Annotated in this window: 10 protein-coding genes and 1 rRNA gene; 7 read left to right on the top strand and 4 right to left on the bottom strand. The window is 60.8% G+C overall.

Going from position 1 to position 12,663, the window contains the following annotated elements; all coding sequences use genetic code 11:
* Positions 1 to 448: 448 nt before the first annotated feature.
* Together B0E55_RS30840 and pdxA are read right to left on the bottom strand one after the other, a co-directional pair.
* Positions 449 to 1,216: a DeoR/GlpR family DNA-binding transcription regulator gene (locus B0E55_RS30840; RefSeq protein ID WP_080911155.1), complete on the bottom strand. Its 768-nt coding sequence runs from the start codon at positions 1,214 to 1,216 to the stop codon at positions 449 to 451.
* Between the two features lie 27 nt (positions 1,217 to 1,243).
* Positions 1,244 to 3,484, bottom strand: coding sequence for a 4-hydroxythreonine-4-phosphate dehydrogenase PdxA (pdxA, locus tag B0E55_RS30845; protein ID WP_080911156.1), 2,241 nt, complete (start codon positions 3,482 to 3,484; stop codon positions 1,244 to 1,246).
* 212 nt (positions 3,485 to 3,696) lie between these two features.
* Here pdxA and B0E55_RS30855 point away from each other — a divergent pair, with 212 nt between their 5' ends.
* The 7 genes from B0E55_RS30855 to B0E55_RS30885 are packed head-to-tail and all read left to right on the top strand — an operon-like array spanning position 3,697 to position 10,685.
* Positions 3,697 to 5,274: an ABC transporter substrate-binding protein gene (locus tag B0E55_RS30855; protein WP_007732494.1), complete on the top strand. Its 1,578-nt coding sequence runs from the start codon at positions 3,697 to 3,699 to the stop codon at positions 5,272 to 5,274.
* A 4-nt stretch (positions 5,275 to 5,278) separates the two neighbouring features.
* Positions 5,279 to 6,283 (top strand): ABC transporter permease, encoded by a 1,005-nt coding sequence (locus B0E55_RS30860; RefSeq protein WP_007732496.1) that lies wholly within the window; start codon positions 5,279 to 5,281, stop codon positions 6,281 to 6,283.
* Positions 6,283 to 7,230 (top strand): ABC transporter permease, encoded by a 948-nt coding sequence (locus B0E55_RS30865; protein WP_019746660.1) that lies wholly within the window; start codon positions 6,283 to 6,285, stop codon positions 7,228 to 7,230. The genes B0E55_RS30860 and B0E55_RS30865 overlap by 1 nt, the downstream gene beginning before the upstream one ends.
* 3 nt (positions 7,231 to 7,233) lie before the next feature.
* Positions 7,234 to 8,067 (top strand): ABC transporter ATP-binding protein, encoded by an 834-nt coding sequence (locus B0E55_RS30870; protein WP_024488052.1) that lies wholly within the window; start codon positions 7,234 to 7,236, stop codon positions 8,065 to 8,067.
* Complete coding sequence (locus tag B0E55_RS30875) at positions 8,064 to 8,930, top strand: ATP-binding cassette domain-containing protein (RefSeq protein WP_080911157.1); 867 nt, start codon at positions 8,064 to 8,066, stop codon at positions 8,928 to 8,930. Before B0E55_RS30870 ends, B0E55_RS30875 begins: the two co-directional genes overlap by 4 nt.
* Entirely contained in the window at positions 8,930 to 9,889 is a 960-nt protein-coding gene (locus tag B0E55_RS30880) for an aldo/keto reductase (protein ID WP_080911158.1), read from the top strand. The genes B0E55_RS30875 and B0E55_RS30880 overlap by 1 nt, the downstream gene beginning before the upstream one ends.
* A gap of 34 nt (positions 9,890 to 9,923) precedes the next feature.
* Complete coding sequence (locus B0E55_RS30885; protein ID WP_060939889.1) at positions 9,924 to 10,685, top strand: HpcH/HpaI aldolase family protein; 762 nt, start codon at positions 9,924 to 9,926, stop codon at positions 10,683 to 10,685.
* A gap of 63 nt (positions 10,686 to 10,748) precedes the next feature.
* On the opposite strand, the gene B0E55_RS30890 is transcribed toward B0E55_RS30885, so the two are convergent.
* Together B0E55_RS30890 and rrf are read right to left on the bottom strand one after the other, a co-directional pair.
* Entirely contained in the window at positions 10,749 to 12,173 is a 1,425-nt protein-coding gene (locus B0E55_RS30890; RefSeq protein ID WP_080911159.1) for an aldehyde dehydrogenase family protein, read from the bottom strand.
* Between the two features lie 415 nt (positions 12,174 to 12,588).
* Positions 12,589 to 12,663 (bottom strand): 5S ribosomal RNA (gene rrf, locus B0E55_RS32730); the annotation flags it as partial.

The following is a 12,663-nucleotide window of genomic DNA, read 5'->3' on the forward strand; positions in this document are numbered from 1 at the left end:
TGCGAAGTACCAAAAAATATTTGGCACTGACATTCATCGACACACTGTTGAGTTCTCAAAGAACACGCACACACCATCACCACGACCCTATGGCCGCCGCTCCGGGGCAACTTTCCCAGCCTATCCCATCATGATCATCGGCGCAAACCGCTGAACATTCGGGGAAGAACTGGAGGTGAAGCACAACCATACACGATGGAAACTACTTCGAAATTTGGTCAGGCACTTCGTACAACCTCGTGTCACTCGCCGTGAAGGCGGGAGTCGGTGTCCGTGTCGCTCTGACTTGGAATAAGTTACGCGTCCGCCGAAGCCTTTGCCAAATCCACAGGTCAGAGACTCGGAGGTATCCATTTCCCCAGCAAGATTGCCCGTTTCAGTCGATTTTCACCAATTCGGACATCATGTGACGCCGGACACCGTGGCCGGATTGGCACGCAGCGGGAACTCACACCACTTGGACTCGGATACCTGCATCCTCGAACAACGCGACTTGCTTTGCGTCTACTGCAGCATCGGTAACCAGCACGGCCCCCGGCGGTATCGGCGCCCACGCATGGAAAGGACGTTCACCAAGCTTGGCGGAGTGGGCGAGGATGTAGACCGCGCCGGCACGTTCGATCATCATTTCCTTGAGCCGGGTCTGATCGAGCTCAGCTTCACAAATACCCAGGTCAGCGGTAACCGCATCGGCACCGAGGAATGCCTTGTCAAACGACACCCGCTGCAGCGACGCTTCTGCCAGTGGCCCGACGAATCCTTGACTGAGCTGCCTCAGCGTCCCGCCGAGACATTCGACTCGAACACCATCAGCGTCGGCTAACGCCTCGAGCGCCGTCAGCCCTGCAGCGATCACCGTCAAATTCGTCACGTGACGTAAGAACTCTCCCATCGCTCCGACGGTGGTACCTGCATCAAGGAGCACGGTTTCTCCGGGCCGGACCTGCTCAGCAGCCCATTCGGCGATGCCCCGTTTGGCGTCGAATCCCTCCATTGCGCGTTGACGCAAGGAGGATTCTGGATGAGGGCTGAGAGCAATCGCCCCGCCGTACGTTCGAGCAATTACTCCCTGGGCAGTCAACTGACTCAGGTCGCGACGGATCGTAGATGCAGTCACCCCGAATTGGGCAGACAGATCCTCGACACTGGCCAGACCGCTGGTGCGAGCGAGCCTCGCAATCTCCGACCGCCTCGCCTCCGACTCCCGGATGGCCATCGCTCCTCCCCCTACAAACCCTGGTGCTTACTTGGAAACGAATGTGCTGGTTGCCAATTCGGCCGCCTGCCGCAGCGCTTCGACCATACTACCGGCCTCGGCGATGCCCTTACCTGCAATGTCGAAAGCGGTTCCGTGATCGACGGAGGTACGGATGACAGGTAACCCGACGGTGATGTTGACGCCGGCCTCGATCCCGAGAACCTTGACCGGGCCGTGCCCCTGATCGTGGTACATCGCAACGATCAAGTCGTAGTCCCCACGTCCAGCGAGGAAGAATGCCGTGTCCGCCGGCAGTGGGCCGTGGACGTCGATTCCTTCTGCCTTCAAGAGTTCGACGGCGGGAATGATCTTCTGCTCTTCCTCTCCGTACCCGAAAAGCCCGTTCTCCCCCGCGTGCGGGTTGATCCCGCACACGCCGATTTTCGGAGATGGATTGCCCGTACGCACCAAAGCTTCGTGACCTCGACGAATGGTCCTCTCGACCAGGCCTGGCTCGATCCTGGCAACTGCATCGAGCAGTCCGATGTGAGTGGTCACGTGAATCACCTTGAGCTTGGGGGTCGACAACATCATCGACACCTCCTCGGTACCGGTCAGGTGCGCAAGCAATTCCGTGTGTCCGGGATAGATGTGTCCTGCCGCATGCAGCGCTTCCTTGTTCAGTGGCGCCGTGCAGATCGACTGGACTTCACCGCGTACGGCGAGTTCGCTTGCGACGCGGATATATTGATAGGCCGCATCCCCCGCGACTGCCGACAGTTCACCCCAGGCGAGATCCTCGGGTAGCAAGTCCAGGTCGATGACGTTGATCCGTCCATCGTTGAATTCAGCATCCTTGATCTCCTCGATCGCGACCACGTCGACGTCTATTCCGAGCACCGTGGCAGCCAATCGCAAACGCTTCGCGTCGCCGACAACAACAGGGCGGCAACGCTTTCTCGTTTCGGCGTCGAGGAGTGCGGGGACGATCACTTCCGGTCCGACGCCGGCGCCGTCGCCCATCGTGACAGCAATCAGCGGCAGTGGAGTGGATTCGATTGACATGGGATTGACCTCGTTGTCTGAAGGTGGACTGTCCGGAGCGTCGACCGGGATGGGGCGCGCGAGAAACTTCGTTATAGAGAAAAGACTGTGTGCATTCCCGAAACTGCCTGGCCGCGTGACGATGTACCGTCCGGTGCGGTCGACGGAAAGTACGGCGCCGTGTTCAATTTCGTAAATCGGTGACAGAGTGTCGATCCGCAGGCGGTCGAGAACGCTGCGCGCGGTTTCGCCACCGGTAAGAACCAAGTCGATCGGGTACTCGCCGTGGGAGAATCCTGCATCGACGGCAGCGATCAGATCGGCGAGAGCCGAAACGAGATGGACGGATTCTGCAGGCACGACAGGTCCACTTACCGAAACCACGACGTTTCCGCGATCCAGTGCGTTCAGAATCGGAAGCGGATCGACCGAATGCGCCAGGAGTTCAGCACTGTTCACTTCGATATGGTGCGCACCTGAATCCCGAAGCAATTCCACTTGGTCCCCGGCAGACGCATCCGCCGTCCCCACAACCACCAAAGTAGATCGAGAATCACGAAGAGATGGACGCACGACGGGTGACTGCACGGTTCGTCGTCGTGCCACTGCCGTCGCGAGCGCCGAGGTTCCTACCAATCGAGAACCCCGAACCTCCTGTGCTGCAGCCACAATCAGTTCCAGATCACTGTCGGTCTCGACGTCGCAGATCGCCACCGACCCGGCTTCTGAGATCGACGCAAGAACCTGACTCAACCGCCCGGAGCGAATGTCGTCCAGCGATACGCCAGAAGTAATTGCCGACGAGCCGAGCGCCTCCGCAATCGACCGAGGAGCCGGCTTCGACTCCGCGCGCCACAGGTCGGTGGCGTGCAACGCAACCCCATCGACCAACACCACCCCGCCTTGCACCGTGCGCCCTTGCCTGGGCAGTCCGGCGGCGACGATGACCGGGGATCCGTCGCGGGAGAGTTCTCCAACCTCCGCCGCTATGTTGCCCCTGAGCAGGGAATCGATCTTCTTGACGATCTCGGAGCCGTCAGACGATTGCAGAACTGATCTCACGTCACGAGAGGCTCTGGCGGGGTCGGATCGCCGTGAGTGCAGATCGAAAACCGTCACTCCTGATCCGTCGGGCGCACCTGGGCCGAGTCGAAGCGATATGCCCGAACTGCGGAGCAGAAATCCTGCGGCCGACTCCGCGGCTCCGGAAAGATCATCAGCGATGATTACCAGTGGTTTCATCGAATTCCTCGACCCCCTTTCGGTCTGAATCGAGTATGCACAGCATCGCAACCGATGCGCGAAGTACGCAATCGAAGTTACGGGACTTGCGCGAAGTGCGCAACAGTGCCATTGTGAGCTGAGTTACAAGCGAGAGCCCGACGCGATTGTTCACCAACAGTCCGCTCGGAGCGTCGCCCCCACGCTGCCCCGTCAGGATCGAAAGGTCACCGATGACCAATACTCGTTTGCGAACACCACAGCTCTCCCGGCGATCCTTTCTGCAGTTCACCGGGCTGATCGGTGGCGCAACGCTTCTGGGCACGACTGCCGCGTGCGCCGGCCCTACCGGGAAGCCGACCCAGGACACCCTGGTGCTCGGGCTCAACCGTTCGCTCGTCAGCCTCGACAACAAACTCAATCAATTCGACGCAGCAGTCACGGCTCAACGTGGCGTCAGACAAGGTCTCACCCGGATCGGCGACAATCTGACACCGCAACTCGTTCTCGCTGACAGGTTCGAATCGACCGGCCCGACCGAGTGGACGGTTCGACTCCGCGAGGGCATCCGTTACTCCGACGGCACACCTGTGCTGATCGACGACGTCACGACGGCAATGCAGATGTACCAGCAGGTCAGCGGATCGTTTGTCGCACCGCAGTTCCCCGAGTGGCCGACGGTCGTGCCCATCGACGATCGCACCTTCATCCTTCGGACGAATTCCCCGGTGCCGGTTCTGGACTCGCTCATGTCCAACATCTTGATCACCCCGGCCGCTGCCAACGAACCCAACGAACTGCAGAGCGGAATCGGGTCTGGACCGTTCGTCGTCAGCGAATCGAACCGGGGCACCGGCGATTACACACTTGTCGCCAATGACAACTACTGGGGCCCGGCCCCTGGCGTTCGTCGTGTTCAGGTCCGCTTCATTCCCGAAGAGGCCGGCCGCGTCGTCGCACTTCGGAGCGGCGAGGTCGACGTCATCGACTCGATCAGTCCCGATTCCGCCGAACAACTCGCCGACCTGCCTGGTGTCCAGGTGGACACAGTGCCGAGCACACGCATCAACCAACTGTTCTTCAACTTCCGCAAGCCCGCCGATCACCCACTGTCCAATCCGCGTGTCCGAGAAGCTCTCACGTATGCCATCGACGGTGAGTCACTCGCTCGGGACGTGCTGATCGGATCCGCAGTCCCGGCCACCGGCCCCGCACCGTCGACCTTGGACGGAGCCGTGAAAACCGGTACTTACCAATATGATCCACGGAAAGCGCGGCAGATGCTCGAGGCCGAAGGCGCCGACGACCTCGAACTCACCTTCATCTGGGAAACCGGAGAGTTCACCAACGACGTCTCGGTGATGGAATCGGTACTCGAAATGATGAAGGCCGTGGGAGTACGCGTCAAACTCCAGCAGTTCGAACCGGGCGGTGACATCTCGTCCTGGCGCCAGGGCAAGACCGGCGACTGGGATGTGCTGGGCAACGGCTACGGCAACCAGACCGGACTTGCACTGACCACGTTGCAGGGGATGTACGCCGGCACAGCGGAGAAGGAAGCAACTCGCGACACCTATCACGGGTACGTCTTCCCCGAAATCACCGCGAAGATCCAAGCCGCATCCAGTGAACCAGACCCGACCAAGCGCGCCGCTCTACTCGACGCCGCACAACAAGACATCTGGAACACCTGGCCTTGCCTGTGGAGCTTCGTACCCAACGCACTCCTTGCGAAACGCACTCGTGTACAAAATGTTTCACTGACCCCGATCAACTCCTACGACCTCGGCGCCGTCCGATTGGAGGCCTGAGGCGATGACTCTCACCGCTCCGAAACCGCAAACCGCTCTCGGAATCTCTCCGCGTCGGCGCACAAGGATCAACCCGACCGTCAAATACGTGCTCAAACGCTTGGCACAGAGTGCCTTGACGATCTTCCTCACGCTCACAACAGTGTTCGTCCTGATCCGAATGGCTCCCGGCGATCCTGCCTACGCCTTGGCCGGACCGCTGGCCAGCACGGAGGATCTAGCACAAATCCGTGCTGACATGGGCTTGGACAAGTCGGTGTTCTCTCAATACCTGATCTACCTGTGGGACCTCGTCCATCTGAATCTCGGCACGTCGTACTCGTTCCAGGCGCCGGCCATGGACGTTGTCCTCGGCCGTCTCCCGTACACCATCACCCTTGCCGTCAGCTCCATTCTGTTGACCGCCGTGCTCTCGATTCCGCTGGGCGTGTGGATGGCCCGTCACGCGGACACCCGACGCGAACTCGGTGCGAACGTCGTAGCCGTCGGCGGGCAGTCCATGCCGGAGTTCTGGAGCGGCCTGATGCTGGTGACGATCTTCGCGGTCTTGATCCCAGTACTCCCGGCAGCCGGTTTCACCACATGGCCGTCGTTGATCCTGCCTACCGTCACCATCGCCATCCTTCAGATCGCGTTGATCTCCCGGATGGTTCGACGCGAAATGGTCTCGGCCTTCGCTTCTCCGTACATCACGGTCGCACGTTCTCGCGGAGTATCCGAACGCGAACTCACCTGGCGATATGCGATGCGTAATTCTGCGATTCCGATCGTCACCGCGCTGGGCACCAGATTTGCCGGAATGCTGAACGGCGTCGTGGTGGTCGAAGTCGTGTTCGCCTGGCCTGGTGTCGGCTCGCTGGTGGTCCGTGCACTCGAGACTCGCGACTACCCGCTCATCCAGGCCACCGTGCTTGTCACTGCGGTTCTCGCCGTGCTCGTGCAACTGGCAGTGGACCTCCTCTACCCCCTCCTGGATCCACGCGTGCGACTCGGAAAGGGCGCCAACTGATGACTACCGTCTTGGAACCTCCAACAACTCCACGCGCCAGCGCGGTCACCGAGGCAGACTTCGCACGCGCCGGAGCCACGCGCCGTAAGCGAGACAGCCGAGTCAAGATCTGGGCCGGCTCGATCTGCGCGCTCCTGGTGATTCTTCCTGTTGCATTGGCGGGACTACTCCCCCTTGCAGATCCGAACCAGACCAACCTGAGCAGTCGACGGCTACCGCCCCTCACCGACGGCCATCTGTTCGGCACCGATCAGTTGGGACGAGATCTCCTCTCACGGATCCTGCACGGCGGCCAGGTGTCTCTGACGATCGGTATTCTCGCCGTGATCGTCTCCGGGGTCATCGGCATAGTCGCCGGATCCGCCGCGGGGTACTTCGGCGGCTGGGTCGACACCGTCATCTCCCGCCTACTCGAAGCACAGCTTTCTCTGCCTCTGCTGATGATGCTGCTTCTCGTCGTTGCGCTGTTCGGTCCGTCCATTCCCGTCATCACGTTTGTCATCGCGATCGCGCAGTGGCCCGAGGTCGCACGGTTGACTCGCTCATTGGTACTCGTCGAACGCGAAAAGCCTTACGTAGCTGCAGCTCGAGTCCTCGGACTTACTCGCATGGCAATTCTGCTTCGTCACGTCATTCCGAACATCGTCAAGCAGGCCTCGCTCGTCGTCCTGCTGCTGCTCGCGCAGGCCGTACTGCTGGAAAGTTCGTTGAGTTACCTCGGCGCCGGACCGCAACGTCCGTTCGCAACGTGGGGACGAATCATCGCCGACGGCCAGGACTACATCACCACGTCATGGTGGATCGTCACGTTGACCGGTCTGATGATCGTGCTACTGGTCGTCGGAGTGAACCTACTCGGCGACGGCCTGCGCGATCGTCCTGCAGGTTCGAAACGACTGGGCGCAAGCCTGTTCGGGCGTGGCAACGCCCAGAAAGCAAAGGCGTGAGACATGGGCAATCTACTACGGGTCGACGACCTCCAGATCGAACTTGTCACGGCGAATGGCGTCATCCGAGCCGTCGACGGGGTGTCCTTCTGCATCGACGCCGGTGAAACCGTCACCATCATCGGTGAATCCGGCTCCGGAAAGTCGACCACGGCCATGGGAATCCTCGGGCTGCTTCCGGACGATCTTGCCGTTCTTTCCGGGAAAGCCGTGTTCAAAGGCCAGGACATTCTCGGAAACACGAAGATCTTGAACGATATTCGTGGAAAACACATCGCCCTCATCCCCCAGGACCCGATGACGGCTCTGAGTCCCGTCCACACCATCGGCAGCCAACTTCGAGAAGCAGTGCGCCACAGCGGTGTGACCGCGAAGAAGCAACAAATCGAGCGGGCAGTGCAACTGCTCGAGCAGGTACGCATTCCGTATCCGGATAAGCAACTCGACAAGTACCCGCATCAACTGTCGGGTGGAATGCTGCAGCGCGTCCTCATCGCCGGAGCTCTTGCTGCCGGCCCCGAACTGATCGTGGCCGACGAACCCACCAGCGCATTGGACGTCACCGTTCAGGCCGGGATTCTGGATCTATTGCTCGAATTGCAGGAACGCACCGGGATCGGAATGCTGGTCATCACCCACGACCTCGGAGTCGCCCGACTCGTATCCGATCGCATCTACGTGATGAAGGACGGACGTTTTGTCGAGACCGGTAGCGCCGACGTTCTCGTCGACTCACCGCAAAGCGCCTACACACAAAAGCTTCTCGACGCCATACCGCACCTGGGGCCTTGGGATGGCGACCCCGCCCGTTCAACACAGATCGGAGCCTCGGCATGAACCCCCACGAAACGCCACTTCTCGCCGTCGAAGATCTCGTTGTCGAGTATCCGGTTCCCGACGGAGTTTTCCGAGCCGTGGATGCTGTGAGCTTCTCGGTGGAAAAGGGCAAGACCCTGGCCATCGTCGGCGAATCCGGATGTGGCAAGTCGACAATCGCTCGATCTATCGTCCGACTCCTCACACCGACCAGTGGACGCATTCTCGTCGACGGCAATGACATCGCGCAGATGTCGGAGAAGTCACTGCGCCCCTTCCGCTCTCGCGTTCAAATGGTGTTCCAAGATCCGTACGGATCGCTGGACCCCCATCTGACTGCCGAGGACATCATCGGAGAACCACTGCGCCTCAAAGGTGTTCGGAGCAAGTCTGAACGCGCCAAGGCAGCAGCAGAACTCGTCGATCGCGTTGGCCTGCCCAACTCGGCACTACACCGGCGTCCGGCAGAGTTCTCCGGTGGCCAACGTCAGCGCATCGGAATTGCCCGTGCACTTGCCAGCGGACCCGAGATCCTGGTCTGCGACGAAGCGACCAGCGCTCTCGACGTTTCGGTGCAAGCGCAGGTACTCGCGCTCCTACGTGAAATTCAGACCGATACCGGTCTGACGTACGTTTTCATCTCACACAACTTGGGCGTCGTCCGAGAAATCAGCGAGACCGTAGTCGTGATGTCGAAAGGAACCATCGTCGAATCCGGTTCCACAGACACAGTTCTCGCCAGTCCGCGCGAGCCGTACACCCGCGCACTACGAGGCGCTGCTCTCGATCCCACCACCATGGTCGGCATCAAACCACGCCACGTGGTGGCAGCCCTGTCCAAGAACTTGCTAGCCAAGCAGACCGAATCACGAGGAGTTGCCTGATGACCGCCCCACTCGAGCTTCCGAAACTGGTGCTCGGCACTATGACCTTCGGAGATACGGTCGACATATCGGGTGCCGGATCGATGCTCGACGCAGCACTGGACGCCGGTATCTCACACATCGACACGGCGAACGGCTATGCGGGCGGCGAGTCCGAGCGCATGCTGGCAAAACTGCTCCACGGCCGACGCGATTCCGTCACTCTGGCCACCAAAGCAGGAATGCCACACCCAGATGCCGGTGACAACAGCCCACTCTCGGCAAAGGGACTCCGAGCAAGCATCGAAGGAAGTCTGCGCAGACTCGACTCGGACTACGTCGACCTGTTCTATCTCCATCAGCCGGACCGAACCGTCACGCTGACCGAAACTCTTACCACCGTCGCGGAACTTGTCGGTGAGGGCAAGATCCGCACACTCGGCGTATCCAACTTTGCCGCGTGGCAAATCAGTGAAATCAACTACACCGCAGACACAGTCGGTGCTCCGCGACCGATCGTCGCACAACAGCTCTACAACTTGCTCGCGCGTCGCATCGAAGAAGAATACGCAGAATTCGCGGACGTGACCGGACTGACCACCATGGTCTACAACCCACTCGGTGGGGGCCTGCTCACCGGGCGCCACACCTTCGAGGAAAACCCCGCCGACGGCCGATTCGGCGACTCCCGTCTTGCGTCGATGTACAAGGAGCGATACTGGAACACACAGATCTTCGACGCCATTGCACAACTGACGGCGATCGCAGAGCAGTCGGGCATCTCCCTGACCGAGCTTGCGTTGCGCTGGCTGGTCAGCAAGCCCGTCGCCGGATCGCTGCTCCTCGGAGGATCCAAGGTAACGCACCTCGAATCCAATATCGCGGCCATCGGGCGAGGTCCACTCGGCGCCTCGACCGTCGAAGAGTGTGATCTCGTCGGTGCCGCCCTACGAGGCCCCATGCCCAACTACAACCGCTGAAACACCCGACCTTCATCAGGAAGAGTTCTTCACTATGTCAGCACAGGAATTCGCCGCACGTATCCGAGGACGCGAACGCATTCTCGGATATTGGTCCGTCATCGACAGTCCGGTCTCGACCGAATGGATTGCGCACGTCGGCTGGGACTACATTGCCCTCGACATGCAGCACGGCCTGATCGGCTATTCGGGGATGGTCGCCGGGCTCACCGCCATCGACTCGTCACCGTCCACTGTCGGGATGGTGCGCGTCGAGGCAAACAATCCGACGCCCATCGGCCGTGCACTCGACGCGGGCGCTGTGGGCGTCATTGTTCCGCTGATCAACAGCGCCGAAGAGGCAGCGGCCGCCGTGGCAGCCGCCAAGTATCCGCCTTTCGGCATCCGCTCCTACGGACCCATGCGCTCGCAACTCCGTATCGGCCCTGTTCCCGCCGACGCGAACCGCGACACCGTTGTCTTTGCGATGATCGAGACCCCACAGGGTCTGGCGAACGTCGAAGAGATCTGCGCAGTGCCCGGTTTGGACGGCGTGTACGTCGGGCCGTCCGACCTACGAATCGCCGTCGGCGGTAAGCACTCCAACGATCCGGACGTCGCCGAGGAATTCGAAGCAGCGCTCACCCGGGTGCGCGAAGCTGCCGCCGTCAGCGGAGTCGCTGCGGGAATCCACACACCTTCCGGTCAGGTTGCGGCACAACGGCTCGGGGAGGGCTACACGTTCGCGACCGTGGCCTCGGACCTGACACATCTGGCGAACATCTCGGCTCAGCATTTGGATGCCGCCAAGTCCTGATCCGGGTACAAAAATGGCGATGCTCCCGCACTTGGTACGGGAGCATCGCCATTCTCGAACAAACTATCGCTGAATCGCCTTGATCTCGAGGAACTCTTCGAGCCCGAACGTGCCGGCCTCGCGCCCGACGCCCGACTGCTTGTACCCACCGAACGGAGCATTCGTGTTGAAGGCGCCGCCGTTCACCTCGACCTGCCCGGCCCGCAGTTGCCGGGCGACGCGATCCGCGCGATCGGGGTCACCTGACCAAACGCCACCGGCCAGTCCGTACTCGGTGCCGTTGGCGATCCGCACTGCGTCGGCCTCGTCTTTGTAACCCATGATCGAGAGGACCGGTCCGAAGATCTCCTCGCGCGCAATGGTCATGTCTTCGGTCACGTTCGCGAACACCGTCGGCCCGACGAAATATCCACTGGCCAGACCGGTTTCGCGACCGTCGACAACCGCGGTGGCACCTTCCGACACACCCTTCTCGATGTATCCGCGAACGCGTCCCAGCTGATTCGCGTTCACCAGAGGACCAAGCACCGAAGTCGGCTGAGTCGGATCACCTACCGGGAAATGAGCGGCGACTGCAGCAGCAATTGCCGCTGCCTCATCCACCTTCTCCGCGGGAACCAACATACGCGTCAGCGCCGAACAGGTCTGGCCCGAATTGATGAAGCACTTTGCGACGCCATCCGTGACAGCCTTTTCGAGATCGGCGTCGTCGAGAATGACATTCGCCGACTTGCCGCCCAGCTCGAGCGAGACCTTCTTGATGGTGTCCGCGGCAACGATGGCCACTCGCTTGCCTGCACGAGTCGATCCGGTGAAGGAGACCATGTCGACCTCAGGGTGGCCGGCGATGGCTTCGCCCACTACCGGGCCGTAGCCACTCACCAGGTTGAATACACCTGCAGGCAAACCAATTTCGTCGAAGATGTCAGCGAGAGCGTACGTGATGAGTGGCGCAACCTCGGTGGGCTTGAGAACCACGGTGCAGCCCGCGGCGAGCGCACCGCCGACCTTCAAGACAACTTGGTGGAGCGGGAAGTTCCAGGGAGTGATGGCGCCGACAACACCCGCAGGTTCGCGAACAATCAGCGAATTCCCGACCTCGTGAGCTTCGAAATCATAAGTGCGAGCCAATTCGGCAAATGCATTCAAATTCGCGAGCGGCATTCCGATTTGTACGGGCTTCGCGAATCCGATCGGCATTCCCATATCCTGCGAAACAAGCGCCGCAAGATCATCGGTGCGTTCGGCAATTATCGCCGCGGCCTTGGAAAGATATTCGGCGCGCTCACCGCCGGATAGTGCAGACCAGGCAGGGAACGCCTTTCGTGCTGCCTTCGCGGCCGCGTCGACATCTTCGACAGTGCCTTCGGCGACAGTTCCTATCAGCTCTTCGGTAGCCGGATTGAGAACGTCGATCCGACCGCTGCCAGTGGATTCGATCCAGGCGCCATCAACATAGATTTTGGTGCGGTCGAGAATATCGGTCATCGAAGCCTCCGTAGTCATCACGCGTGCACAGGTGAGGTGGGCCCGATCACACGGGGCACCTCTTCCGAGCCTAGCCACGCTCGACGGGTTCCGTGGCAGGTTGGTGTCGCGATTGACCTTCGACTGACGAGACCTGTGGTGAGCGCACGCTTTTCGCGGATCGCGTGAACGTACCGTTCCCCTCGTCTAGGAGGGTGAGAGTGTCGTTCACTCGGTCCCGGACGGGGTGGTGAGCCGGCCGTGCTCGCTCGTGATGGTGTGAACGGTACGTTGGGTCGATCTGAGGCGACGAACGTACCGTTCGCTCGATCCGGGGGTGCCGGCGGGGGTGCTTTCGGGGGGTGTTTTGGTGGGGTGTTTTGGGTACGAGAAAGCCCCCCAACCATCACTGGTTGGGGGGCTTCTCTTAATTTGTGTTCGGCGGTGTCCTACTCTCCCACACCCTGTCGAGTGCAGTACCATCGGCGCTGAAGGGCTTAGCTTCCGGGTT

It is taken from the genome of Rhodococcus sp. 66b (assembly GCF_002076325.1).
Lineage (GTDB): Bacteria > Actinomycetota > Actinomycetes > Mycobacteriales > Mycobacteriaceae > Rhodococcus_F > Rhodococcus_F erythropolis.

What these genes read in the sequence shown, in the direction of transcription:
- B0E55_RS30840 (WP_080911155.1), bottom strand. Translation starts at nt 1,216, where the DNA reads ATGGCCATCCGGGAGTCGGAGGCGAGGCGGTCGGAGATTGCGAGGCTC.
- pdxA (WP_080911156.1), bottom strand. Translation starts at nt 3,484, where the DNA reads ATGAAACCACTGGTAATCATCGCTGATGATCTTTCCGGAGCCGCGGAG.
- B0E55_RS30855 (WP_007732494.1), top strand. Translation starts at nt 3,697, where the DNA reads ATGACCAATACTCGTTTGCGAACACCACAGCTCTCCCGGCGATCCTTT.
- B0E55_RS30860 (WP_007732496.1), top strand. Translation starts at nt 5,279, where the DNA reads ATGACTCTCACCGCTCCGAAACCGCAAACCGCTCTCGGAATCTCTCCG.
- B0E55_RS30865 (WP_019746660.1), top strand. Translation starts at nt 6,283, where the DNA reads ATGACTACCGTCTTGGAACCTCCAACAACTCCACGCGCCAGCGCGGTC.
- B0E55_RS30870 (WP_024488052.1), top strand. Translation starts at nt 7,234, where the DNA reads ATGGGCAATCTACTACGGGTCGACGACCTCCAGATCGAACTTGTCACG.
- B0E55_RS30875 (WP_080911157.1), top strand. Translation starts at nt 8,064, where the DNA reads ATGAACCCCCACGAAACGCCACTTCTCGCCGTCGAAGATCTCGTTGTC.
- B0E55_RS30880 (WP_080911158.1), top strand. Translation starts at nt 8,930, where the DNA reads ATGACCGCCCCACTCGAGCTTCCGAAACTGGTGCTCGGCACTATGACC.
- B0E55_RS30885 (WP_060939889.1), top strand. Translation starts at nt 9,924, where the DNA reads ATGTCAGCACAGGAATTCGCCGCACGTATCCGAGGACGCGAACGCATT.
- B0E55_RS30890 (WP_080911159.1), bottom strand. Translation starts at nt 12,173, where the DNA reads ATGACCGATATTCTCGACCGCACCAAAATCTATGTTGATGGCGCCTGG.